We start from the raw sequence: 24,974 nt of genomic DNA, 5'->3' as shown, positions 1-24,974 counted from the left end.
GGGTTGATGTGGGCGTGCGGGTGGGGGTGTGGTTCGGCTCGGGGGCCGTGGTGGGCTGCTGGTGACGTGCGTCTCCGGCGGCGGTGGAGGGGCGTGCTGTGGGGGTCCCGGAGGGCTCAGACCCATGGGCGGGGGGCGTGGCAGGGCGGGACGCAGGTGCCCAGGACGTGCCGGTGTGGGGTTCGGGTGCGCGGGAGCGGCGCGGCCGGGCGGTGACGTCCGTCGAGCCGCCCGGTACGGCAGCACGGTCGTCGCCGGACTCGCCCGGCACGGCAACGGCCGCCCCTGCGGAACTCGGCGGGAGGGCCGTGGCCGCCCTGCCGGACTCGCCGCCCCGGTCCCACCAGACCATGGCCATCAACACCGACACGGCCACCACGATCGTCCGCGTCAGTCGGTAGGCGCGCCTCCGGTACCAGGGCCTGCGGGCCCGCCTGCGACGCACCCCCGGAGCGGTGACGTGTCCGGACTTGACCTCACGCCTCATCCCCTGAGCAGCGGCGTACCCAGCCCCACGCCGCACCCCCTGAACAGCGGCGACACGATTCGCGGTCGGGCGCCGAACCACAGGGGCGACGCCTCCCCCGTGACCCGCTCCCCGCCCCGCCGCAGCAGGAGCGCCGGCACCGGGCCCGGCCCCACGCCGGCTCTTCGGATCAGCGGTGGCTCCCGTGCCCCCACGCCGCACCGGCCCCGCGGCGGAGCCGGCCTCGCGGGCACGCCGGACCGCTGAGCCGGCACCAGGGCCGCCTTCTTCCCCGCTCCACTCCACCGGCACCCAGCCGACAGCCTCCCCGGCTCCGCGCCGCTCCACCGGAGCGGCGCGATACGCGGAACGCGGCCTACGCCGCGCCATCGGGGCGGCGGCGGAGCCGGAACCAGACCGTCCCGGCGACGGCGGCCAGCCCGACGGCGGCGGCGCCGGCGACCGGAGTGAAGGCCTCGGTGCGGGCGATGCCTCCACCGCCCGCCGGCGCGGCGCCACTCGGAGTGATGGCAGTCGGCGTGGCCCCGGAGGCCGGGCAGTCGATCTGGAACAACTTGAACTTGCCGGCACCGTGGGCCCGGTCGGTGAGCCAGGTCAGCTTGTACTGCCCGTTGGGCAGGTCGATCAGCGGACTGCGACCCGCGCCGGTCGCGTCGAGGGTGACGGAGCCGCTCTCGGCCGGCACCTCGGGCAGGGTCTGAATGGTCCAGTTGACCGTCTCGCCTGCCTCGAAGTCGAACGCGGCGAGGTAGAACTCGCAGACCTTGGCATCGTTGGTGCGACTGCCGGCGGCCGTCTCGCGGGCGTGGATCATGACGTCCCCGTTGTCCCCGGGAGCGGCGACAGCGGCCGCCCCGCTCAGGGTGGTCCCTGCGAGGGCGAGGGCGGCGAGGACGGCGGTGCGGGTGCCGGCACGGCGCGCGAGGGGTACGAGGGGCATGAACATGTCCTCCAAGTCAGATGATTGTCATACAAACATCTCGTCACCTGACTATCTGTCACATGTCATCCGGAACCGCCGGAGCAGCGCCCACGACGCGTCAGCTGTCGCTCTTCCGGCCCAACGAGGTCCCGTCCCGACGGGGTCCGGCGTGCCCTCCGTCCGCCTCACCTGCCTCACCGGTCCCACCGGTCCCACCCGCCTCGTCCCCCTCGGCGTCCGGCTCGTCCGGCTTTCCCCGCGACCGCACCGCGACCCCCGACGAGACCAGCAACAGCACACCCAGCATCACGAACGGCGCCGCCACACCCGCGACCCCGGCGATCAGCCCGGCCGCGGCGGGCGCGGCGACCTGGCCGAGCCGGTTGCCGGTCAGGCGCAGGGCCAGGGCCGTGGAACGGGCGTCGTCGGGAGCGGCCTGGACGACCGTCGTCATGGACAGCGGCTGCCCGACGCCGAGGCAGAAGCCGAGCAGCACCAGCAGCAGGCCGAGTGCCCACACCGGCACCGGCAGGGCGATGCCCGCGCACAGCAGGGCCGCCAGCAGACAGGTCACCGTGAGCAGAACGGTCCGGCCGAGCAGCCGCAGCAGGGGCGTCAGCACCAGACGGCAGGCGATGGTGGCCGCCGCGCGCAGACTGAGCAGGACGCCGATCACGGACGGCGCGATGCCCCGGTGCTCGCCGACCACCGGAAGGTAGGCGGTGAGGATGTCGGTCGCGGACAGCACGGCGAGGCTGATGAGGATGCCGGCCGGCACGCCCCGGGTGCGCAGGATGCCCCGGACCGGAACGCGATCGCCCTTCCCGGCGCGGGATGTGGCTGCCGGCCTGCGGTGCTCTATGCGCCACAGCGAGGTGAGCGCGACCGCCGCGAGCGCGCCCGCCACGACCAGCGCGAGCGCGCTGGTGCCCGTCATGTCCTCGCCGCCGATCAGCGCGCCGGCGGCGATCGGTCCGACGAGCTGGCCGAGCGCGGCCCCGATGGTGAAGTGGCCGAAGTTGCGGTCCTGTTCGTGCGGCTCCGACTGCCGGGCGACGAGGGACTGGGAACCGATGACGAAGCAGAGGTGGCCGAGGCCCATCACCCCGCTCCACAGGGCCATCGCCCACAGGGAGTCCGCGACGCCGCTGAGCGCGCAGCCGCCGGATATCAGGACCACGCCGACGGGCAGCAGGGGCGCGCAGCGGCCGTGGTCGGTGCGACGGCCGAGGGGGACGGCGGCGAACAGCGGCAGCAGCGCGTACACACCGGCGATCACACCGACCGCACGCTCGTCCGCGCCCAGCGCGAGGGCCCGGTAGGAGACGGCGGGCCGGGCCATGGACACCGCCCCCTGCGCGAAGCTGAAGGCGATGACGAGGCGGAGCAGCCAGCCGCGGTTCCCACCGGGCCCCACGATGTCCTCCACGAGATCGGTCGAACGGTCAGATGATGCCGAACAGCATGCCTGCCCCGAGGATGACGAGGCAGGTGAGGGCGGCCCACTTCACCACGAACCTCGTGTGGTCACCGAACTCCACCTTGGCCATGCCGACCAGGACGTAGACGGCCGGGACGAGCGGGCTGGACATGTGCAGCGGCTGGCCGACCAGCGAGGCGCGGGCCATCTCCACCGGGGAGACACCGTGCGCGGCGCCGGCCTCGGCGAGGACGGGGAGGACACCGAAGTAGAAGCCGTCGTTCGACATGAAGTACGTCAGGGGCAGGCTCAGCACACCGGTGACGAGCGCCATGTGCGGGCCCATGCCCTCGGGGATGACGTCCACCATCCACTTGGCCATGTTGTCGACCATGCCGGTGCCCTGGAGGACGCCGGTGAAGACGGCGGCGGCGAAGACCATGCCTGCGACGTTCAGGACGTTGTCGGCGTGGGCGGCCAGGCGGGCCTTCTGGTCGGGGATGTGCGGGAAGTTCACGGTGAGGGCGAGCGCGGCACCGAGCAGGAACAGCACCGGGATCGGCAGCCACTCCATGATCATGGCGGTGAGCAGCGTGACCGTGAGCAGCGCGTTGAACCAGTAGAGCTTGGGGCGCAGGGTGGCCCGGTTCGGGTCGAGACCCTGGAAGCCGTCCTCGTCCCGGGCGTCGTCCTCGTCCCGGGCGTCGCCCTCGGGTGCGTCCGTTCCGGAGCCCGCGCCGCCCGTGGCGCCCTTGCGCATGTCGACCTTGCCGTCGCCGGAGCCGCCGCCGGTTCCCACGAGAACCGTCTCGGTCTCCTTCTTCTCCTCCAGCACGTCGTCCAGCGTCAGCACGCCCAGCCGCCGGCGCTCACGCACGCCGAGCACGTAGGAGAGGACGAACACGAAGAGCAGGCCGACCAGGAGCGCCGGGATCATCGGGACGAAGATCTCACTGGCGTCGAGCTTGAGCGCGGTCGCGGCGCGGGCGGTCGGGCCACCCCACGGGAGCGTGTTCATCACGCCGTTGGCCATGGCTGCGACACCGGTCATCACGACCAGGCTCATCTTCAGACGCTTGTACAGCGGGTACATCGCCGAGACGGTGATCATGAAGGTGGTGGAGCCGTCGCCGTCCAGCGAGACGATCGCCGCGAGCAGGGCGGTGCCCACGACGATGCGCATCGGGTCGGCTTTACAGAATTTGAGGATGCCTCGGACGATCGGGTCGAAGAGACCGACGTCGATCATCACACCGAAGTAGACGATCGCGAACATGAGCATCGCCGCAGTGGGGGCGAGGTCGGTCACGCCGTCGAGGACGTAGTCGCCGAGTTGGGCGCCCTTGCCGACGAACACGCAGAACAGCGCGGGAATCAGCACGAGCGCCGCGATCGGCGACATCTTCTTCATCATGATCAGGACCAGGAAGGTCGCGATCATGGCGAAGCCGAGGATGGTCAGCATGAGTGGATACCTAACGTTCGCCCTTGAACATCCCACCAGGGCCGGCGGTTCCCGAGACGTTAGGTCCCGTCAAGCAGCGTTAACAAGACGTTGACGTGCGAGCAATAAGCGCAAAACTGCTGGTCACAGCTTTGCTCAGGTCAGAGGCATGAGCTTTTCGGCCGCTGGGGCGCATTCGACGGGCACTCCGTTGAGGACCGCGTTGCCCGACAGGGGGTCGAGCAGCCGGCCGTCGAGGAGCTGGTTGACGTTGACGCCGGGGTCCGTGGAGGCGTGGCTGAGGCGGGTGCCGGGGCGGTCGTGGCCCCAGCCGTGCGGCAGGCTCACGACACCGCGCCGGATCGCGTCGGTGACCTCCGCCGGTGCGGTCACCTCCCCCCCGGCACCCTTCACGCGCACCGGCTCCCCGTCCCGTACGCCGAGCCGTTCGGCGTCCTCGGGGTGGATGTGCAGGGTGCAGCGATTGGAGCCGCCGGTGAGGGCGGGCACGTTGTGCATCCAGCTGTTGTTGGAGCGCAGATGGCGGCGGCCGACCAGGACGAGTCCCTCGGGGCGTTCGGCGAGGGCCGCGCGCAGGCGGGGCAGATCGTCCGCGATCGGCCCGGGGAGCAGTTCCACCTTGCCGCTCCTGGTCTTGAGCGGCTGCGGCAGCCGGGGCCGCAGCGGCCCGAGGTCGATGCCGTGGGGATGGGCGAGCAGCTTCTCCAGGCTCAGCCCGTCCGGTCGTGCGCCGAAGCCGTCGCCGTAGGGGCCGAGGCGCAGCATCATGTCGAGCCGCAGTTCGGGGCCGGTGTCGCCGGTGAGCCGTGCGGCGAGCTCGCGCGGGTCGCGGCCGCGCACGGGCGAGTGGTCCTCGTTGACCGCCTTGCCGAGTGTCTGCTCGATGACCATCCGGTCGACGGCGGCGGGGTCCGCCCCGTGCATACCTGTGACGGCGAGGATCAGCCGGGCGAGGATCTCCGTCTCGGCCATGCGGCCGGGTTCCAGTGGGATCGCGGGGCGGGTGTAACGGACCTGGTTGCGCACGGCGAAGGTGTTGAAGGCGAAGTCGTGGTGCGGGCTCTGCGACGGCGGGGGCGGGGGCAGGACCACGTGGGCGTGGCGCGAGGTCTCGTTGAGGTACGGGTCGACGCTGACCATGAAGTCGAGCGAGTCGAACGCCTTGTCGAGCCGGTCGCCGTCGGGTGCGGACAGCACGGGGTTGGCGGCGACGACGAGGAGCGCACGCACCGGCTCGCCTTCCTCGGTCGCGGTGTCGATCTCCTCGGCCAGGGCGGAGAGGGGCAGTTCGCCCTTGGCCTCCGGGTGCCGGCTCACCCGGGAGTGCCAGCGGCCGAGGGCGAATCCGCGGCCGGGTCCGGCGGGGCGGGGGGTCTTGTCGGTGGCGGCCTGCGGGAAGAGCGCGCCGCCGGGCCGGTCGAGGTTGCCGGTGAGGATGTTCAGGACGTCGACGAGCCAGCTGGCCAGGGTGCCGTGCGGGACGGTGCAGCTGCCGATACGGCCGTATACGGCGGCGGTGGGGGCGGCGGCGAGGTCACGGGCGAGGGTGCGGATGAGGCCGGCCTCGACGTCACAGGCCTCGGCGACGGCTTCGGGGGTGAACTCCTTCAGGGCTTCGGAGAGTTCCTCGACGCCCTGCGCGTAGGGGGCCGGCTCGACGAGGCCCTCGTCGAAGAGTGTCCGTGCCATCGCGGCCAGCAGCAGCGCGTCGGTGCCGGGCCGCACGGCGATGTGCCGGTCGGCGAGCTTCGCGGTGCGGGTGCGCCGCGGGTCGATCACGACGAGCGTGCCGCCCCGGGCCTTGAGGGCCTTCAGCTTGCCCGGGAAGTCGGGTGCGGTGCACAGGCTGCCGTTGGACTCCAGGGGGTTGGCGCCGATGAGGAGCAGGTGGTCGGTGCGGTCGAGGTCGGGCACGGGGATGGCGTTCGCGTCGCCGTAGAGCAGTCCGCTGGAGACATGCTTGGGCATCTGGTCGACGGTGGAGGCGGTGAAGACGCTGCGCGTGCCGAGCCCCGCGAGCAGCACCGGCGGGTAGAGACCGCCGGCCATGGTGTGCACGTTGGGGTTGCCGAGGACGACGCCGACGGAGTGCGGGCCGTACCGCTCCACGACGGGCCGGATGCCGGCGGCGACCGCGTCGAAGGCCTCCTCCCAGGTGGCCTCGCGCAGCTCGCCGTCCCTGCGGACGAGTGGGGCGCGCAGCCGGTCGGGGTCGGAGTCGACGGCGCCGAAAGAAGCGCCCTTGGGGCAGATGAACCCCTGGCTGAACACGTCGTCGCGGTCACCGCGGGCGTGGGTGACGCGCGCCCCCTCGATGGTGAGGGTCAGGCCGCAGGTGGCCTCGCACAGGGGACAGATACGCAGGGCGGTACGGGACACAGGTCCTCCCGGTGGGCGGCGGCTGCGGTGACGCGCGGACCCGCCGAGCATACCGACCGGTATGCACGGAGGGGAGCCCCTGGCGGAACGGGAGGCCGGCCTGCTTGGGCCGGAGCCGTCAGTCGAGCACCCGGGCCAGGTACGCCCGCAGCATCTCCCGCATCTCCTCGATGACCTTCCGGTCCCCGTCCGGCGCGACCCGGAACGCCAGGTGCACCAGGGTGTCGGCGGTCTCGACGGCGATGAGGAAGACGCGGCGCAGCTCCTCGTCGGGCTCGCGGTCGAGATGGCCCGAGAGGAGTTCGGTGAGCCGGTCGGCGACGCGGTGATTGGGTTCGGTGCGGGACCCGACCGGGATCTGATTGCCGAAGTCGACGAGGGCGAAGCCCGGAGCGGAGCGTTTCATCTCCAGGTACTCGTCGAGCACGACGTCCATGGCCACCCGCCAGTCCCCCGCACCGGCCTCCGCCAGGCGCTGGGTGACACGTGCGGTGTACCGCTCGAGGTTGCGCTGGGCCAGCGCGTCGGCCATCTGGCGCTTGTTGCCGAAGAAGCGGTAGACCGAGCCGATGGGGACTTCGGCCCGCTGGGCCACGGCACGGGTGCTCAGCGCGTCGTAGCCGACCTCGTCGAGGAGGTCGGCGCAGGCGTCGAGGATCCTGGTCAGACGTTCGGCACTGCGCCGCTGCACGGGCGCACGACGGAGCGATGTCGCGTGGGGCACGGGCTTCATGATGCCTTTCCGGCGCGGTCCGGTGAACCTCGCCCCCCGCTCCGCCGCCGCGCGTCCGCCGGCTGCGGCGGCTCCGCTTCGGGCCGGACGTCGGCGCTCGGTGCGGGGCCCGGGCCGGGCTTCGACGCGGTGATGTCGGCCGTGCTCTCCACAGGGGTGCCGTCCACCGCCCACACCGTGCCGTCGTCGGCGTGGAGACGGGCCGTGACGTGGTGCGTGCCGCGCGGCACCAGGCGGTCGGCGAGACGGTACTCGGGCGTGCGGAGCCGGGCGACGAGGCGCCCGTCGACATAGAGGTGCGCGAGACCGCGCCCGGCCACCGCGCGACCCGCCGCCCCGGCCGGGGAGAAGCGGAACTTCCGCACGGTCAGCCGCACCTCCCAGCCGCCGCCCGCGTCGGGCTGCACCTCGATGCCGACGTCGGGGGCGCTCTCCTGCTCGACCTCACGGTAGGCCCGGTCCTCCGTGTCCCGGCCCTCCAGAAGCCGGCCCACCGGCGTCGGCGACACCGCGTTCTCCCCGGCGTCACCGGAGCCGCAGCCCGCGGATCCGGCCAGGAGGACACAGACCACGAGCGCGGCACGCAGCCTCCGCGTACATGACATGCCGGGAGCCTAGAACGCATGTCCGGTCCGACGAATCGTCCTGAAGTCGGGTTCCCCGTCCTCCGTCAAGAGGATGAGCCCGAGGGCGCGCGTCCCCCTTGCGTCGCGGAAATCGCAATCCTACGGTGTCACATAGGAATCGGACGGCAAGGGAGCAGCGATCATGGTCGATGGGGGTACCACCCGCGCGAGCGCGGTCGAGCGTGAGGGAGCGCGGAAGGCCGCCGAAGGGCTGGCCTACCTCTCCGGCTTCGGCAACGAGCACAGCTCCGAGGCCGTCCCGGGCGCGCTGCCCGAGGGCCGCAACTCGCCGCAACGGGCCCCGCTCGGCCTGTACGCGGAACAACTGAGCGGCACGGCGTTCACCGAGCCGCGGGCCCACAACCGCCGCTCGTGGCTGTACCGGATCCGCCCCTCGGCCGCACACCCGGCGTTCACCCGGATCCCCAACGGCACCATCGCCACCGCTCCCTTCACCGAGGCCGTGCCCGACCCCAACCGTCTGCGCTGGAGCCCCCTGCCCGACCCGGCCCCCGGCACCGACTGGCTGGCCGGCCTGTGGACGCTGGGCGGCAACGGCGACGCGACCCAACGCACCGGCGTCGCCGTGCATCTGTACGCCGCGAACGCCTCGATGGACCGGGTATTCAGCGACGCCGACGGCGAGCTGCTGATCGTCCCGGAGCGCGGCGGACTGCTGCTGCGCACGGAGTTCGGTCTGCTCCATGTGGAGCCGGGCCATGTCGCGCTCGTCCCACGTGGGGTCCGCTTCCGTGTGGAGCTCCTCGACGAGTCAGCCCGCGGCTATGTATGCGAGAACTACGGCGCTCCCTTCCGCCTGCCCGACCTGGGCCCGATCGGCGCGAACGGTCTGGCCAACCCCCGGGACTTCCGCGCTCCGGTCGCCGCGTACGAGGACGTCGAGGGCCCGGTGGAGGTGGTGAACAAGTTCTGCGGCAACCTCTGGACCGCCACCTACGACCACTCCCCGCTCGATGTCGTCGCCTGGCACGGCAACCATCTGCCGTACGTCTACGACCTACGGCGTTTCAACGCGCTCGGCACCATCACGTACGACCACCCGGACCCGTCGATCTTCACGGTGCTGACGTCCCCGTCGGACACCCCGGGGCTGGCCGGTGTGGACTTCGTGGTGTTCGCGCCACGCTGGTTGGTGGGCGAGGACACCTTCCGGCCGCCGTACTTCCACCGGAACGTGATGAGCGAGTACATGGGTCTGATCGAGGGCGCGTACGACGCGAAAGCGGAAGGCTTCGTGCCGGGTGGCGGCTCACTGCACAACATGATGTCGGCGCACGGCCCCGACCGGGAGACCTTCGACCGCGCGAGCGCCGCCGAGCTGAAGCCGCAGAAGCTCGACGACGGCCTGGCGTTCATGTTCGAGACCCGCTGGCCGCTGACCCTGACGCCGCACGCGGCCGGGGCGGAGAACCTGCAACAGCGCTACGACGACGTCTGGCAGGGCCTGGAGCGGCACTTCCACCCCTTGCACTGATCATTTCCTACCGGTACGGATGGCCCGTGACCTCCTTCGCCCCGGACTCGATCGTCCTGAACCGCAAACTGCCGCTCTGGTACCAGGTGTCGCAGTCGCTGCGCGCCTCGATCCTCGGCCGCTCGCCCCAGGACCCGCTGCGCCTGCCCACCGAGGAGCAGCTGGCCGGGCACTACGGCGTGAGTGTGCTGACCATGCGGCAGGCACTGAAGGAGCTGGAGGACGAGGGGCTGATCACGCGCCACCGGCGGCGGGGCACCTTCATCGAGCCGGACGCGCGGCGGGGTTCCCCGGTCCGTCTGCTCGGCTCGGTGGACGCGATCGTGGCCCAGCAGTCCGGTATGACGACCGAACTGCTGGACCACGGCCGGGTCCCGGTCCCCGGCGAACTCGCCGAGTTCTTCCCGGATGTGCCGGATGTGGCGACGTACCACCGGCTGCGCGGCGACGAGAAGACCGGGGAGCCGACGAACCACGCCCGCAACTACGTGCGTCCCGAACTGGCCGCGCGGATCGACCTGGACGATCTCGTCCGGTGGCCCATGACCAAGGTGCTGCGGGACGCGGCCGGGGCGGACATCGGCCGCATCACGGACACGGTGGAGGCCCGGCTGGCCGACCCGGAGACGGCGAAGCTGCTCCAGGTGCCGCTGCTCAGCCCGATCCTGCACTACACGGGCGTCACCTACGACACCGAGGGAAGACCCCTGGACGTGGCCGTCATCCAGTACCGGGGGGACCGCTTCTCCTTCACGGTGACGCTCGAAGCCAACTGACCCGCGTGTCGGAGCCACACCGTACGATGCCCAGCGTGACGCACGACGACGCTCCGCTGCTGGCGGACCTCATGCCGTGGTCCGTCGCACCGCCGCGGCTGGGCCGGGGGTGGCCGGCGGGCCCCGACCCGGCGTCCCTGAAGGCCCGCTGGGACGCCTTGGTGAAGGCCGAGGGGCCCGACCGCGAGACCCTGTTCGAGCCAAGCCGTTCACGCACGCTGACCACGGCCGTCGGCCAGTTGCCCGGCCGGACCGGCGGCACGGAGAAACTGGTCCGCGCCTCGGGACCCTGCCCGCAGCCCGTGCGGGTGCTGCACGCCCCCTTCGACGAGCAGTGGCTGATCCCCGACCAGCGGTTGATCGACGCGCCCCGCCCGGAGCTGTGGCGGGTCGCGGACGAGCGGCAGGTCTTCGTGGTGGAGGTGCCCGAGGGCCTCCTGGCCACCTCGCTGCTGCCGCTGCTCCGCCCCGGCCGCGTCCATCCGCTGTTCCGTCGCCCGGGCGGGCGGGAGCCGAACCTGGCGCCCGGCCTGCTGGAGCACCTGGGCACTCGCCTGGGCAGCGCCCCGACACCGCTGGACGTACTGGCGTGGATCACGGCGACGACCCGCCCGGACCTCACCGTCCCCCTCACCGGGGACGCCGGCACGTGGGCACGGGGCGTGGAGCGGGGCCACCGGCTGCTGTGGCTGATGCGCCGCGACGGCGAGCGTCCCAAACTTCCCGGCGGCCGCCGCCCCTACGTCCGCGCGCCGCTGCCCTCCCGCCCCCTGACCCTGCACTACGACAGGGACGAGGAGGCCCTGCTGCTCGGCGAGGGCCGCGTCTCCCCCGTGCCGCCGGAGGCCTGGGACTTCGAGGTGGGCGGGGTGCGCGTGCTGGAACAGTGGTTCGCGGCGCGTGCCACCGATGCCGAGCCGGGCACACTGGCGGCGATCCGCCCCGCCACATGGCCCCAGGCCTGGACGTCGGAACTGCTGGAGCTGATCACGATCCTGGCCCTGCTGGCGGAAGCACGCCCGCCGCAGGAGAGGGGGACGGTCAGTGACCCGATCACCGCGGCCGAACTGACCAGCGCGGGCGTTCTGCCGGTCCCGGCCACGGCCCGCCGCCCGGCCTCCGTGCTGGACGGGCCGGAGGAGGGCCCGGAAGGGCAACTCGCCCTGCTCTAGCACAACGCCGAGGGGAATGCGGTCAGCGTGTTCTCAGGGAACGGGCGACGGGAGCGAGCGGCGCCCCCGGTCACTGCCGGGCGGGGATCAGACACCGACAGGGGGCGTACCGCGCTCGGGCAACACACCTGGCGCCACTGCGTGCCGTGGGGATGACGGACGACGAGTGCGCGGCGCCGCACCGGGACGGTGCGACCGCCCGAGCGCGGCCCCTACTTGCCGCCGAACAACGAACGACGCAGCCGGCGCAGCGGCGCGAAGAGCGAGACGCGGCGCACGCGCGCGCCCCTGCCACTGCGGTCGTGCGGCCGGCGCTCGGTCAGCTCACGCATCAGCGAGGTCGCCTCGACCGTCTCCCGCTGCGGGACGGCGGGTCCCGCCAGCACCGAGAGATGGCGGTCGAGGCGCGAACTGGTCGCGCTGCTCCCGCACGTGATCGCAGGGACCCTGGCCCTGCTGCGCACTGTTATCTGTTCCATGTCACTCCCCACCCGTACGAGTCCACCCGGCCCGGGCAGGTTAACCCTATCGTCCCGTCCGGGCACACGTGTATCGCGGTCACAGGATTCACCTTCCCCGTAAGGGGGTTGACGATGTATTTTCGATCACTCTCCGAATCCAACAGATTTCAGGGCGAGTTGGACGATGGGCTGGGTGGTGGGCTGCGGTGACCCTCCGGCGGGTTCGACGGTCACGGCCAGTGATGTCGCGGACGTGCCGAGACCGGTGGCGACCAGCGGCGTGTCGCCCTGGAAGAGCCCGAGGGAGCGCGGTTGCCCGCCCGGACCCATGAGCCACAGCTGGTGCACTCGGCCGCCCGGCGGGGCGTCGTATCCGCCGAGGGTGACCACGGCGCTCCCCTCCGTGGCGGAAGCGATCACTCCGATGGTGCGGCCCCGTCCGTCCCGGCCGTTGCTCGCACGGGCGTCGGGGGCCGACAGGACGTGGGCGATCTCACGTGACCGGTCCCGTTCGGCGGCCAGTTCGTCCTGGGTCCGGTTCGCCTGTACCGCGAACAGCGAGGCGACGACGAGGGCCGCGGCGGCGGTGACCGTGGCGAAGGGCACGAACAGCGGGATCCGGCGCCGGACCCGCTGCCGCGGCGGCGGCTGGGTGCCCCACACGTGCGGCGGCAGCTGCGTCGCACGCGCGCGTGCCGGCTCGCGTGCCGCGTCCTGCGGCGCCGGGTCCTGCGGAGTGGTCCGTACCGCGGCCATGACCCGGTCGCGCATCGCGGCCGGAGCGGGTGCGGCCGTGGACCAGGCGAGCCGGACGGCGTCCTCGGACAGGGCGCGGACCTCGGCGGTGCAGCGGTCGCAGTCCTTCATGTGCCTCTCGAAGCGGATCCGCTCCGCGGGGTCCAGGGCGTCGAGCGCGTAGGGGGCGGCGAGCGAGTGCGGGTCCTCGCGGCGCAGGAGGCTCATGCCACACCTCCGAGGCACTCGCGCATACGGGTCAGTCCGTCGCGCATCCGTGTCTTGACGGTACCCAGGGGCAAGGAGAGCTGCTCGGCCACCTCACGGTACGTATAGCCCTCGTAGTAGGCGAGCGTGACCGACTGGCGCTGCAGGACCGTGAGCCGGTCCAGGCAGCGGCGCACCCACTCGCGTTCCAGACCGGCCTCGACCTCCTCGGTGACCTGGTCGAAGGCCGGCTGGTTCGCCCGGAGCGCCTCCCGCTGCTCGCGCTCGCCGGCCGCGCGGGCGCTGCGCACCCGGTCGACGGCGCGGCGGTGGGCGAGGGTGAGGATCCACGACATCGCGCTGCCCCGGCCCGGGTCGAACTTCGCCGCCGAGCGCCACAGTTCGAGCAGCACCTCCTGAGCCACCTCCTCCGACTGGGCGGGGTCACGCACCACACGCCGTACGAGTCCGAACACCGGGCCGGACACCAGCCCGTACAGCTCCTCGAAGGCATGCTGGTTCCCGCCCGCCACGAGCAGCAGCAGCTCGTCCGCCTCCACTCGGTCCCCCTCTCCCAGGCCGCACGGGGCCTGTCCCCTCATACGAGGCATTCGCAACGCAGCCACCTCCGGATGGGGTTACGGATCAGCGCGACGAAAACGCGGGTCCGCGGCGATGAAACAACTTTTCAGATGCTCCGTAAGAACGTTTGAGATTCGACCAATCCACTCTGCCGACCGCTCCGAATGGCGTGTGTCAGGCAAGTTGACACGGAGGACGGACGGCATGACACCTAACCCCAGGACCGGTGCGGGACGCAGGAGCATCGCGACCGCGATATGTGGCGCGCTGGCCGCCGGCGGGCTCACGGCCGCCGGTGTGACCGCGCTGGCACCTGAGGAGGCCTCCGCCTCCAGCCACCGGGAGGCCCCGCTCATCTCGGGGACTCCTCAGTTCGACAACACCGACGTGTACGCGTTCGTCAGCCCGGACAAGCCGGACACGACGACCATCATCGCGAACTGGATCCCCTTCGAGGAACCGGCCGGCGGCCCCAACTTCTTCACGTTCGCCGAGGACGCGCAGTACGACCTGCGCATCGACAGCAACGGGGACGCCAAGGAAGACCTGGTGTTCCGGTACACGTTCAAGACCCACACGAAGAACGACAAGACGTTCCTCTACAACACGGGCCCGGTCGAGAGCCTCGACGACCCCGACCTCAACATCACGCAGACCTACGACCTCGAGCTGATCAAGCTGCGCGACCTGAAGGCGGTGTCGAAGACCAGGGTCGCCGACGACGTCCCGGTGGCACCGTCGAACGTCGGCAAGGCGTCGATGCCGGACTACAACACCCTGCGCAAGCAGGCCATCCACAAGCTCGCCGGGGGCGCCCAGACGTTCGCCGGGCAGGCCGACGACCCGTTCTTCCTGGATCTGCGCGTCTTCGACCTGCTGTACGGCGGGAACCTCTCCGAGGTCGGCAACGACACGCTCAAGGGCTACAACGTCAACTCGATCGCCCTCCAGGTCCCCAACAGCTTCATCGCCGAGTCGCACGAGCAGCCGGTGGTCGGCATCTGGTCGACGACGCAGCGCAAGAACGCCAAGGGCTACTTCACGCAGGTCTCGCGTCTGGGCAACCCGCTGGTCAACGAGGTCGTCAACCCGCTGAAGGACAAGGACAAGTTCAACGCGTCCGCGCCGCGGGACGACGCCCAGTTCCTGGAGAACGTCACCAACCCGGAGCTGCCGAAGCTCATCGAGGCGATCTACAAGATCCCGGCCCCGGCCGAGCCGCGCAACGACCTGGTCGACGTGTTCCTCAAGGGCGTCAAGGACCTCAACCAGCCGCCGCACGTGACGCCGTCGGAGCAGCTGCGGCTCAACACGTCCATCAAGCCGGCCGCCAAGCCGAAGCGGCTGGGTGTCCTGGACGGTGACACCGCGGGCTTCCCGAACGGGCGGCGGCTGACCGACGACGTGATCGACGCGTCGCTCCAGGTGGTCGAGGGTGAGCTGCTCGGCGCCAAGAACGACCTCGGTGACGCGGTCAACGAGAACGACAAGAAGTTCGGCAAGTCCTTCCCGTACCTGGCCAACCCGACCGAGGGTTCGCGCGGCCCGCTCGCCAAGGGCGTGGACGGCGGCAACGACGTCCGCAGCCAGCTGGGCGACGCGCTGCAGCCGGCGGGCGCGCAGGGCGGCTCGGACGACATGCGCCTGATCGCCGCGTCCGCCGGGGCCGGGGCGGGCGGCATCGTCCTGATCGGCGCGGCCCTGATGTGGTGGCGCCGCATGCGGAACCGGGCGTACTGACCCGCTCCGCTCCCACCGACCGGCGCGGTCCGTTCCCCATCCCCCACGGCACGGGCCGCGCCGCCGACTCCCGCACCGCACCAGCACAGCCGACTGAGGAGAACCATGCCTCCGCCTACGACGGACAGCGCCCCGGAGGGGCGCGGCGACGACCGCCGGCGCCCGGACCAGGAGACCGACACGGAGAGGTCTGCGGGACGTGAGCGAGGTGGCCTGACGTCCGGCGCCGGCGCGGAGACGGGGCGAGGCGGTGACGGCACGGCCGTTGGAGCGCGGGAGGAGCAGGGTCCGCGCTCGGCCGAAGAACCGGAAGCCGGGCGGGGCGGCGGCCCGCGCGCCGGGAACGGATCCGATGCCGACACCGGCGCCCGGGGCGCGCATCTCCGCCCTGCCTCCGGGGACGACGGCGGCACCGGCCCACGCGTCACCGCCGTGCGGCGGGCCGCGGCCGGCGGGCGGCGGTGGCGGACCGCTCACCTGGCCGGTTGCGCCGCGCTGCTGGCCATGGCGCTGACCGGTGGGGCTCTCGCCTTCGGCGGTGCGGGGGACCGTCGGGCCGCTTCCGGTGTCGATGCCGTGTCCGCAGCCGGCGCGTTGTCGCCCGGTGTGCTGGCCGGCGGTGACCTCAGCTCGGGGATCGCGTCGCTGCAGAAGCACCTCCGCGCCCAGCCGAGGGACTTCGGCAGCTGGGCCACGCTCGGGGTCGCCTACGTCGAGCAGGCCCGTACGAACGGGGACCCGTCGCGGTACCCCCAGGCCGAGCGCGCCCTGAAGCGGTCCCTGGAACTGCGGCCCGGAAACGACCCGGCCCTCGCCGGCCGTGCCGCCCTCGCCGCGGCCCGGCACGACTTCCCCGGCGCGCTGGCGTACGCCGACCGGGCCCTGAAGGAGAATCCCTACAACGAGCGCGCCCTGTGCAGCCGTATCGACGCCCTCGTCGAACTCGGGCGGTACGACGACGCCGCCGAGGCGGCCGATACCGCCGACGACAGGCGGCCCGGCGTCCCCGTCTTCACACGCTACGCGTACGTGCACGAGCTGCGCGGCGATGTCCGCACGGCGCGGGAGGTGCTGGAGCGCGCCCTGGGCGCCGCGAGCGCTCCCGCCGATGTCGCGTACGTCGCCACCGCCCTCGGGCAACTCGCCTGGAACCAGGGCGAGTACAAGACCGCTCTCGGCCACTACGCCCGTGCCCTCGCCGCCGACGAGGAGTATCTCCCCGCCCTGGAGGGCCGCGCCCGCGCCCAGGCCGCGAGCGGGGACCGGGCGGCCGCCGTGGAGGGGCTTGAGCAGGTCGTCGCCCGCTTCCCGCTGCCCGGCCCGCTGGTCGCCCTCGGCGAGCTCTACGAGGAACGCGGCGCCGACGGCGACCGGGCCAAGGCCGCTGACCAGTACGCCCTCGTCGACGCCTGGACCGCCCTGGCCCGCGCGGGCGGTGTCAACGCCGACCTCGACACCGCCATGGCCGTCGCCGACCACGGCGACAAGAAGGAGGCGCTGCGCGCCGCCCGCGCCGAGTGGGACCGCCGGCAGAGCGTGCACACCGCCGACGCCCTGGCCTGGGCGCTGCACGTCAACGGCCGGGACGAGGAAGCCCTGCCGTACGCCCGCCGGGCCACCGCCACCGGCTACCGCAACGCCGTCTTCCTCTACCACCGCGGGGTCATCGAACGCGCCACCGGCGACGAACGCGGCGCCCGGAAGCACCTGAAGGCCGCGCTGGACCTGAACCCCGGCTTCTCGCCCCTCGGCGCGCGCGAGGCCCGCACCGCACTCAAGGATCTGGAGACGAACCGGTGACCCTGCGCCGGCTGTTCGCGTCCGGTGCCGCCGTCCTCACGGCCGCCTGCGCGCTCACCCTGCTGCCCGCCGACACGGCGAGCGCCCACCCGCTGGGCAACTTCACCGTCAACCGCTACGACGGGCTGGTCGCCGCCCCCGGTGAACTCCGTGTCCACCACGTGGAGGACCTCGCCGAGATCCCGGCGACCCAGGCCGGACCGGACATCGAGCGGCTGGGCATGGCCATGTGGGCCCGCGAGCGGTGCGCGCAGGCCGCCGCGGACAGCAGGGTCACCGTCGACGGCCGGACCGCCGCTCTCACCGCCGAGCGCAGCGACGCGCGGGTACGGCCGGGGCAGGCCGGCCTGGACACCCTCCGCGTGGAGTGCGAGCTGACCGCCCCCCTGCCCAAGGACAAGGAGACCGTGGCCCTCGGGTTCCGCGGTGCCGGCGCCGCCTCCGGCCCCGGCTGGCGGGAGGTCACGGCGCGTGGCGACCGTATGACGCTCACCGCGTCGGACGTGCCGGAGAAGTCGATCTCGGCTGAACTGACCCGCTACCCCGAGGAGTTGCTGTCCTCCCCGGCCGACACCGCATCCGCCGCGCTGCGCGTACGCCCCGGCGGCCCGGCCCTGGCCGGGGAGGAGTCGGACGCCCCGGCGGCCTCCGTGCTCCCCCGCGGCGCCGACCGGTGGACGCGCGCCCTGGACGACCTGGTCGCCCGGCACGACCTCACCGCGGGCTTCGCCGCGCTGGCCCTCCTGATCGCCGTCGTCCTCGGCGCGATGCACGCGCTCGCCCCCGGCCACGGCAAGACCATCATGGCCGCGACGGCGGCGGCCCGGGGCGGCCAGGCCCGGATGAAGGACGTCCTGCCCATGGCCGCGTCGGTGACGGTCACCCACACCCTGGGCGTGGTCGCCCTGGGCCTCCTGGTCACGGCCGGTTCGGCGGCGGCCCCCTCGGTGATCGCCTGGCTCGGTGTCGCCAGCGGGCTCCTCGTGACCCTGGCCGGCGCGAGTCTGGTACGCCGCGCCCTGCGCAACCGCGCGCACACCCACCACCACGGCGGCCACACCCACACGCACGGCCACGGCGGCCACACCCACACCGACCACGACGAGGCCCACGACCACAGCCACGCGCACGGCCACCACCACGAGCACGATCACGAGCACGGGCACAGCCACCCGCACGACCCCGCGCACCCCCACTCCCACCCCCACACGATCGAGCACACCCACGGCGGCTTCACCCACAGCCACCCCGTCGCCCCGACCCTCCGCGGCACCATCCTCATGGGCTTCGCGGGCGGCCTCGTGCCCAGCCCGTCCGCCGTCGTCGTGCTGGTCGGCGCCGCGGCCCTCGGACAGGCCTGGTTCGGACTGCTGCTCGTCGTCGCGTACGGCGTCGGGCTGGCACTCACCCTCACGGCGGCCGGGTACGCCGTCGTCAAGGCGGGCAGCGGCATGACCCGGCTCCTGGACCGGCGCCCGCGCTGGACGGCGGGCCCGATGGCGGCCCTGGTACGCCGGACCGCCCCGCTCGGATCGGCCTTCGCGGTCGTCGTCCTCGGGGCCGGACTCGTGTTCAAGGGGGCGGCATCCGCGCTCGGCTGAGTTACGTTCGTGAGGAAATCCGACGTCGTGGGGAAAACAGACCTCATGGAGATTCCGCCCGGCTGCGAATGGGGGCGCCGTGTCCGAAGAACCGGGCCATGAGCGTGTGATCGCGGGTCGCTACCGGCTGCTCGCGCCGCTCGGCGAGGGCGGCATGGGGACGGTGTGGCGCGCCCGTGACGAGGTGCTGCACCGCGAGGTCGCCGTCAAGGAGGTACGCGCCCCGGCCGGGCTGGGGTCCGACGATGTGCAGCGGATGTACGCCCGGCTGGAGCGGGAGGCGTGGGCGGCGGCCCGGGTGGCCAACCGGAACGTGGTGACGGTGTACGACGTGGCGACGGACGGCGGACGGCCGTGGATCGTCATGGAGCTGGTCCGCGGGCTCTCCCTGGCCGAGGTCCTGGACGCCGAGGGTCCGATGCCGCCCCAGCGTGCCGCGCACATCGGCGCCGAGGTGCTGGCCGCGCTGCGGGCCGCGCACGACGCCGGGGTACTGCACCGGGATGTGAAGCCGGCCAACGTACTGATCGCGAACGACGGCCGGATCGTGCTCACCGACTTCGGCATCGCCATGGTCGAGGGCAGCTCCGCGCTGACCATGACCGGGGAGGTCATCGGATCGCCCGAGTTCCTCGCCCCGGAGCGGGCGCTGGGCCGCACGCCCGGCCCCGAGTCCGACCTGTGGTCGCTCGGCGTGCTGCTGTACGCGGCGGTGGAGGGCCACTCGCCGTTCCGTCAGGACACCCCGCTGAGCACGCTGCGTGCCATCGTCGACGAGGAGCTGCCGCCGCCGCGCCGGGCCGGTCCGCTCGCCCCGGTCATCGAGGGGCTGCTGCGCAAGGATCCGGCGGAGCGGCTGCCGGCCGACCGGGCCGAGCAGGACCTGCGGGTCGTCGGCGCGGGCGGCTCGCCGCGCTCGGACACCGTACGGGCGGCCCCCTACCCGCCGACGGTCGTGGGCCACGCCGAGCCCGCTCCCACGCCCCCGATGCCGTTCCCGGGGGGTCCGCCGGCGCACTCCGGCTCGGGCGCGACGACGGCCACCCGGCAAGGCCGTGACCGCAGGGCCGGCCCGGTGCTGGTCGCGGGTGTGGTCGCACTGGCCCTCGCGGTGGGCGGGTTGACGTACGCGCTGCTGAACAACGGGGACGGCGGCGGCTCGGGCGACCGGGGCGCCGGGGCGGGTACGCCCACCGAGACCAAGGCTCCTCCACGGAACACCGGGAGTGGCAAGTCCAGCCCTTCCCCGACGCCCAGCGAGAGCGAGAGCGAGGAGAGCAGCCCGCCGCCGCAGTCGGTGCGGGTCGGCCTGGAGGGCACGCGCACGGACTACTCGGGCTCGTGTCCGCCGCCGAGCGAGGAGGCACCGGGGTTCACGGCGACGATCACCGTGGGGAGCCTGCCTGCAGAGGTGCGCTACCGCTGGGTGACACGGGACGGCTCCGTGCTCGACGGAGGCTGGAAGACGCTGTCGTTCCCGGAAGGCGGCGGCCGGACGAAGCAGGACGCGGTGACCGTGACGACCGACGAGGAGTCCGGGACGATCGAGAACGAGATCAGTGTCGAGGTGCGGGAGCCGGTGCGCACGACGTCCGAAGCGGTGCCGTTCTCCCTGACGTGCGAGACGGAGACCCCGACGGGCGGGGCCTCCCCTTCCCCTTCCGGCACGGATCCGGACAATGAATCGGGCGCGGATTCGGACACGGACTCCGGCTGACCGGTCAGTCGTTGGCGTTGAGCACCGGCAGATAGCCGCCGGACTGGCCGGGAGCCTTCGGGTGGTACGACTCGCCGATGTTGAGCCAGTTGACGCTGTGCAGCCAGGAGTCGCTGGAGCAGAGCTCGTGGCCGGTGAAGGTGGTGCGTACGTCGCCGAAGACGAAGCCGTGGTTCGCGGCTCGCTTGGCGATGGCGGTGTTGAGGTGGTCGGAGGCGTCGTTGACGGCCTTGCGCTTGGTCTCGGACAGGCCGAGACACGTGGTGCCGAGCTTGTAGAAGCGGGGGTAGCCGAGGACCACGACACGGGCGTTGGGTGCCTTGGAGCGGATCGCCGAGTACACGCTGTCGAGCTTGCCGGGCAGCGTGGAGTCGACGTAGGACCGGGCGGTGTCGAGGCGGGAGAGGCAGGCGCTGTCGGACTGGGTCACACAGGTCGTCATGACGTCGGCGAATCCCGCGTCGTTGCCACCGACGCTGACGGAGACGAGGGCGGTGGCACTGCTGAGCGGGCCGAGCTGACCGGACAGAACATCACCCGTTCGGGCGCCTGAGCAGGCCGTGAAGTGGAACGTGGACGGTGACTGGGCGGCGGCCCAGAGGTAGGGGTAGGCCTTCGTGCTGCGCTTGCAGTCGCCGCTGGAGCTGATGTAACTGCCGGCGCCCACTCCGGAGGAGTAGGAGTCACCGAGAGCCACATAACCGCCAGTTGCGGCAAGTGAGGACGCCTGCGCCGTGGCTGCCCCGGTGAGGGCGGTGCCGGTGGCGAGGAAGAGCGAGCTCACGAAGACGACAAGTCGGGAACGTCTCATGGAACCTCCCTTAGCAGGATCTCTGCCACAACCGTCGTAGCAGCTACGCGTGTTGACCGGAAGTGTCCATGCCAAGCCTTTTCGGCTCCTCCGGGGCACTCGGGGCGCGTTTCCCCACGCCTTGTTACGCGCCCGGCACTCTTTGTTACGTGCCCATGACAGATTTGTTGACTAGTGCTCAACTCCCTTGTTCTACGCCGGTAGATGGTCGACGCTTTACTCCGGCCGGGAGCGGAACGCGACGCTCCCGGGCCGTGTGCGCGAGCACGCGCACTCCCCCACATGACGCGCGCCCCACCCAGGCGCGCGCCGCCTAGAGGAGGACTCCCTCGTAATGGCACAACTGCGTAGCAAGAGACTCGAGTTCGCCGCGATCACCTTGACGGCGACCGCCGCCCTCGTGGGCGGACTCACCGCCCTCCCCGCCCAGGCCTCTCCGGCCGAGGGCAAGGTGCTCGCCGCGGACTCACCGACCGCGATCAAGGACAGCTACATCGTCACGCTCAAGAAGAGCGCGGCCCTGAAGGCGTCCTCGGCCGCGGGCAAGGGCCTCGTCAAGGAGTACGGCGGCACGGTCGACAAGACGTTCGGCAAGGCACTGAACGGCTACTCCGCCACCCTCTCCGCCACCGAGGCCAGGCGGCTCGCGGCCGACCCGGCGGTGGCCTCCGTCGAGCAGAACCAGCGCGTCCAGCTGGCCGCGACCCAGACCAGCGCCCCGTGGGGTCTGGACCGCATCGACCAGACCTCGCTCCCGCTGTCCGGCACCTACACCTACCCGGACAGCGCGGGCAGCGGTGTGACGGTCTACGTCATCGACACCGGCGTGCGCATCACCCACCAGCAGATCAGCGGCCGCGCGGCGCACGGCTACGACGCCGTCGACGGCGACAACAACGCCTCCGACGGCAACGGCCACGGCACCCACGTGGCCACCACGATCGCGGGCTCGACCTACGGCGTCGCCAAGAAGGCGAAGATCGTGGGTGTCCGGGTGCTGAACAACAGCGGCTCCGGCACCACGGCCGGTGTGATCGCGGGCATCGACTGGGTGACGCAGAACCACTCCGGCCCCTCGGTCGCCAACATGTCACTCGGCGGCGGAGCCTCGGCCTCGCTGGACACGGCGGTCCGCAACTCCATAGCCAGCGGCGTCACGTACGCCGTCGCCGCGGGCAACAGCAGCACCACCGCCTCCTCGTCCTCCCCGGCCCGCGTCGCCGAGGCGATCACGGTCGGCGCCACCACCAGCACCGACGCCAAGGCGAGCTACTCCAACTACGGCTCGGTCCTGGACATCTTCGCGCCCGGCTCCTCCATCACGGCCGGCTGGCACACCAGCGACACCGCGACCAACACCATCTCCGGCACCTCGATGGCGACCCCGCACGTCGCGGGCGCGGCGGCGGTCTACCTGGCGGGCCACACCTCCTCCACCCCGGCCCAGGTCGCCTCGGCCCTGGTGAACGGCGCCACCACCGGCAAGGTCACCAGCGCGGGTTCGGGCTCGCCGAACCGGCTGCTGAAGCTCGTCCAGTAGGCGACAGGGATTCCAGCACCTGAACAACCGTTCCCCGGAGGCTCCATCCGCCTTCGGGGAACGGCTCTTTTGCGTAACCGAATCTTTCAACTTACGCACCAGAAATCGCATAGAGCGACGACCAAACCAACAAAAACGTGAGAGGCCGTTCCAGGTCTTGCCATACGGGTTCAATCGTCAATACCGTCATACATCTCACCCGCATCGGTCCGTCAGTACGCGGCTCTAGGGGAGGGCTCAAGGACCGCGACGAACCGGCGCGGGGCGCGGTAGGGGGGTGCCGTGCTCGGTGACCACATCGGTGACCGGGCCGTGCCGCGCGGTCGGCTGCCGTTTTTCGCGGCCGGCCAGCTTTGCCAGCTCACCCGGCGTGCCCGAAGCTCCATCTCGGGGTGCACGGGTGAGAACCCCCCTTTCGAACCGGAGTGGATCCGGACTGCCCAGGGGGGGCGGTCCACCGGACGAGAGGGACCGACTCATGAGCTCCGTTCTGCAGCCGGCCGCGGCGGACCAGCATCCGCCGGCCGCCGCCACGTACCGGCCCGTCTCCTCTCACCTGGCCATCGCGCCGCCGGTGAGCGTGGTGATACCGGCCATGAACGAGGCGGAGAACCTGCCGTACGTCTTCAAGACCCTGCCCGACTGGATCCACGAAGTGGTCCTGGTCGACGGCAACTCCACCGACGACACCGTCCAGGTGGCCCGCGAGCTGTGGCCCGGCGTCAAGGTCGTCGAGCAGCGCGGCAAGGGCAAGGGCGACGCCCTGATCACCGGGTTCCAGGCCTGCACCGGCGACATCATCGTGATGGTCGACGCGGACGGCTCGGCCGACGGCAACGAGATCGTCTCGTACGTCTCCGCCCTGGTCTCCGGCGCGGACTTCGCCAAGGGCTCCCGCTTCGCCAACGGCGGCGGCACCGACGACATGACCTTCATCCGCAAGCTCGGCAACTGGGCGCTGTGCACGGCCGTCAACCGCAAGTTCGGCGCCCGCTACACCGACCTGTGCTACGGGTACAACGCGTTCTGGCGGCACTGCCTCGACAAGATCGACCTCGACTGCACCGGCTTCGAGGTGGAGACCCTGATGAACATCCGGGTCGTCAAGGCCGGGCTCAAGGTGCAGGAGATCCCGAGCCACGAGTACCTGCGCATCCACGGCACCAGCAACCTGCGGGCCGTGCGCGACGGGCTGCGCGTGCTCCGGGTGATCCTTCAGGAGCGCTCCAACCGCCGTGCGCTGCGCCGCCGTTCACCCCAGTCGCCGATGGTGGACGCGATGCGGGGAGAGGTGTCTTGAGCGGTCCCGGCATCTCCGTCGTGATCTGCGCGTACACCGAGGACCGCTGGGAGGACATCCTCGCGGCGGTCTCCTCGGTGCGGGCGCAGTCGCGTCCGGCCCTGGAGACGCTGCTGGTCGTCGACCACAACGAGACGCTCCGGGAGCGGCTGGCCAAGGAGTACAAGGAGTCGTGCGACGGGGGGGTGGTGCGGGTGCTCGCGAACGCGGGCCCCCGCGGCCTGTCCGCCGGCCGCAACACCGGGATCGCGGCAGCCCGGGGCGAGGTCGTCGCCTTCCTCGACGACGACGCCGTGGCCGAGCGCGACTGGCTGCGGCACTTCGCCGAGGCGTACGCCGACCCGCGTGTCATGGCGGTCGGCGGGCGTACGGAGCCGGTCTGGGCTTCCGGGCGGCGGCCCGGCTGGTTCCCGGAGGAGTTCGACTGGGTGGTGGGCTGCACCTACCGGGGCCTGCCGCGCGGCCGGGTCCGGGTGCGCAACGTGCTCGGCGGCAACGCCTCGTTCCGCCGCAGCGCCTTCGACGCGGCGGGCGGCTTCGCCACCGGCATCGGCAGGGACGGCGACAAACGCCCGCTGGGCTGCGAGGAGACGGAACTGTGCATCCGCCTCAGCCGCGCCCGGCCCGACGCGGTCCTGCTCATCGACGACCGGGCGGTGATCCACCACCGGGTGCCTAAGGCCCGCGAGCACTTCCGCTACTTCCGCACCCGCACCTACGCCGAAGGCCTGTCCAAGGCCCTGGTGGCCCGAAGCGTCGGCGCCGGGAAGGGACTCGAGTCGGAGCGCCGTTACGCGACCCGGGTCCTGCCCGCCGGGGTTGCGCGGGGCCTGCGGGACGCCCTGCTGGCCCGGCCGGGCGGCGCGGGGCGGGCGGGCGCGATCGTGGCCGGGGTGCTGACGGCGGCGGGAGGGTACGTCGTCGGCAGCGTCCGGGCCCGCCGGGGCGGCACCACCTTCCGGGTGCCCGGGGTGGAGGTGGCGGCCCGTGAGTGACGTCGACGCA

Annotated in this window: 21 protein-coding genes; 11 read left to right on the top strand and 10 right to left on the bottom strand. The window is 72.1% G+C overall.

The window, feature by feature from the left end; all coding sequences use genetic code 11:
• Positions 1 to 137: 137 nt before the first annotated feature.
• Entirely contained in the window at positions 138 to 401 is a 264-nt protein-coding gene (locus IE97_RS42270) for a hypothetical protein (RefSeq protein WP_158708355.1), read from the top strand.
• A gap of 441 nt (positions 402 to 842) precedes the next feature.
• On the opposite strand, the gene IE97_RS0131445 is transcribed toward IE97_RS42270, so the two are convergent.
• The 6 genes from IE97_RS0131445 to IE97_RS0131420 form a co-directional block, all read right to left on the bottom strand.
• Entirely contained in the window at positions 843 to 1,427 is a 585-nt protein-coding gene (locus IE97_RS0131445; RefSeq protein ID WP_030247928.1) for a hypothetical protein, read from the bottom strand.
• Between the two features lie 100 nt (positions 1,428 to 1,527).
• Positions 1,528 to 2,826: an MFS transporter gene (locus IE97_RS0131440; protein ID WP_051705187.1), complete on the bottom strand. Its 1,299-nt coding sequence runs from the start codon at positions 2,824 to 2,826 to the stop codon at positions 1,528 to 1,530.
• A 28-nt stretch (positions 2,827 to 2,854) separates the two neighbouring features.
• On the bottom strand, positions 2,855 to 4,294 hold the full coding sequence (locus IE97_RS0131435; protein WP_030247925.1) for a CitMHS family transporter: 1,440 nt from the start codon (positions 4,292 to 4,294) through the stop codon (positions 2,855 to 2,857).
• 135 nt (positions 4,295 to 4,429) lie between these two features.
• Positions 4,430 to 6,673, bottom strand: coding sequence for a molybdopterin oxidoreductase family protein (locus IE97_RS0131430; RefSeq protein WP_030247922.1), 2,244 nt, complete (start codon positions 6,671 to 6,673; stop codon positions 4,430 to 4,432).
• A gap of 118 nt (positions 6,674 to 6,791) precedes the next feature.
• Positions 6,792 to 7,406, bottom strand: coding sequence for a TetR/AcrR family transcriptional regulator (locus IE97_RS0131425; protein ID WP_030247920.1), 615 nt, complete (start codon positions 7,404 to 7,406; stop codon positions 6,792 to 6,794).
• Positions 7,403 to 8,011, bottom strand: a complete 609-nt coding sequence (locus tag IE97_RS0131420) for a hypothetical protein (RefSeq protein WP_030247919.1) — start codon at positions 8,009 to 8,011, stop codon at positions 7,403 to 7,405. The genes IE97_RS0131425 and IE97_RS0131420 overlap by 4 nt, the downstream gene beginning before the upstream one ends.
• 163 nt (positions 8,012 to 8,174) lie before the next feature.
• Here IE97_RS0131420 and hmgA point away from each other — a divergent pair, with 163 nt between their 5' ends.
• Genes hmgA through IE97_RS0131405 form a run of 3 tightly spaced genes read left to right on the top strand, consistent with a single transcriptional unit; the run spans position 8,175 to position 11,475 of the window.
• On the top strand, positions 8,175 to 9,527 hold the full coding sequence (hmgA, locus tag IE97_RS0131415; RefSeq protein WP_030247917.1) for a homogentisate 1,2-dioxygenase: 1,353 nt from the start codon (positions 8,175 to 8,177) through the stop codon (positions 9,525 to 9,527).
• Between the two features lie 26 nt (positions 9,528 to 9,553).
• Positions 9,554 to 10,303, top strand: coding sequence for a GntR family transcriptional regulator (locus IE97_RS0131410; protein ID WP_030247916.1), 750 nt, complete (start codon positions 9,554 to 9,556; stop codon positions 10,301 to 10,303).
• A 26-nt stretch (positions 10,304 to 10,329) separates the two neighbouring features.
• The gene (locus IE97_RS0131405; protein ID WP_030247915.1) at positions 10,330 to 11,475 is read left to right on the top strand and encodes a type ISP restriction/modification enzyme; all 1,146 of its coding nucleotides are present in this window, start codon (positions 10,330 to 10,332) and stop codon (positions 11,473 to 11,475) included.
• Between the two features lie 212 nt (positions 11,476 to 11,687).
• On the opposite strand, the gene IE97_RS0131400 is transcribed toward IE97_RS0131405, so the two are convergent.
• The 3 genes from IE97_RS0131400 to IE97_RS0131390 form a co-directional block, all read right to left on the bottom strand.
• On the bottom strand, positions 11,688 to 11,954 hold the full coding sequence (locus IE97_RS0131400) for a hypothetical protein (protein ID WP_030247914.1): 267 nt from the start codon (positions 11,952 to 11,954) through the stop codon (positions 11,688 to 11,690).
• Between the two features lie 126 nt (positions 11,955 to 12,080).
• Entirely contained in the window at positions 12,081 to 12,899 is an 819-nt protein-coding gene (locus tag IE97_RS0131395) for an anti-sigma factor (protein WP_030247912.1), read from the bottom strand.
• On the bottom strand, positions 12,896 to 13,438 hold the full coding sequence (locus IE97_RS0131390; protein ID WP_030247911.1) for a sigma-70 family RNA polymerase sigma factor: 543 nt from the start codon (positions 13,436 to 13,438) through the stop codon (positions 12,896 to 12,898). Before IE97_RS0131390 ends, IE97_RS0131395 begins: the two co-directional genes overlap by 4 nt.
• Before the next feature lie 226 nt (positions 13,439 to 13,664).
• On the opposite strand from IE97_RS0131390, the gene IE97_RS0131385 reads away from it, so the two are divergent.
• The 4 genes from IE97_RS0131385 (at position 13,665) to IE97_RS0131370 (ending at position 20,318) form a co-directional block, all read left to right on the top strand.
• Positions 13,665 to 15,200, top strand: a complete 1,536-nt coding sequence (locus IE97_RS0131385; protein WP_030247909.1) for a DUF4331 domain-containing protein — start codon at positions 13,665 to 13,667, stop codon at positions 15,198 to 15,200.
• Positions 15,201 to 15,305: 105 nt separating this feature from the next.
• Complete coding sequence (locus tag IE97_RS0131380) at positions 15,306 to 17,000, top strand: tetratricopeptide repeat protein (RefSeq protein ID WP_037845067.1); 1,695 nt, start codon at positions 15,306 to 15,308, stop codon at positions 16,998 to 17,000.
• Complete coding sequence (locus IE97_RS0131375) at positions 16,997 to 18,601, top strand: nickel transporter (RefSeq protein ID WP_030247905.1); 1,605 nt, start codon at positions 16,997 to 16,999, stop codon at positions 18,599 to 18,601. Before IE97_RS0131380 ends, IE97_RS0131375 begins: the two co-directional genes overlap by 4 nt.
• 79 nt (positions 18,602 to 18,680) lie before the next feature.
• The gene (locus IE97_RS0131370) at positions 18,681 to 20,318 is read left to right on the top strand and encodes a serine/threonine-protein kinase (protein WP_037845066.1); all 1,638 of its coding nucleotides are present in this window, start codon (positions 18,681 to 18,683) and stop codon (positions 20,316 to 20,318) included.
• Between the two features lie 4 nt (positions 20,319 to 20,322).
• Here the strand turns inward: IE97_RS0131370 and IE97_RS0131365 are convergent, their stop codons facing one another.
• Positions 20,323 to 21,129 (bottom strand): SGNH/GDSL hydrolase family protein, encoded by an 807-nt coding sequence (locus IE97_RS0131365; protein WP_030247902.1) that lies wholly within the window; start codon positions 21,127 to 21,129, stop codon positions 20,323 to 20,325.
• Between the two features lie 334 nt (positions 21,130 to 21,463).
• On the opposite strand from IE97_RS0131365, the gene IE97_RS0131360 reads away from it, so the two are divergent.
• The 3 genes from IE97_RS0131360 (at position 21,464) to IE97_RS0131350 (ending at position 24,964) form a co-directional block, all read left to right on the top strand.
• Positions 21,464 to 22,669 (top strand): S8 family peptidase, encoded by a 1,206-nt coding sequence (locus IE97_RS0131360; protein ID WP_030247900.1) that lies wholly within the window; start codon positions 21,464 to 21,466, stop codon positions 22,667 to 22,669.
• Between the two features lie 478 nt (positions 22,670 to 23,147).
• Entirely contained in the window at positions 23,148 to 23,969 is an 822-nt protein-coding gene (locus tag IE97_RS0131355) for a glycosyltransferase family 2 protein (RefSeq protein WP_030247899.1), read from the top strand.
• Positions 23,966 to 24,964 carry a glycosyltransferase family 2 protein gene (locus IE97_RS0131350; RefSeq protein WP_030247897.1) on the top strand — a complete coding sequence of 333 codons (999 nt, stop codon included), beginning with the start codon at positions 23,966 to 23,968 and terminating at the stop codon, positions 24,962 to 24,964. Before IE97_RS0131355 ends, IE97_RS0131350 begins: the two co-directional genes overlap by 4 nt.
• Positions 24,965 to 24,974: the final 10 nt, after the last annotated feature.

Source organism: Streptomyces sp. NRRL S-455 (genome assembly GCF_000717875.1).
Taxonomy (GTDB): domain Bacteria; phylum Actinomycetota; class Actinomycetes; order Streptomycetales; family Streptomycetaceae; genus Streptomyces.
Note: the sequence above shows the minus strand (reverse complement) of the source record. Positions and strands in the feature narration are given on the sequence as shown.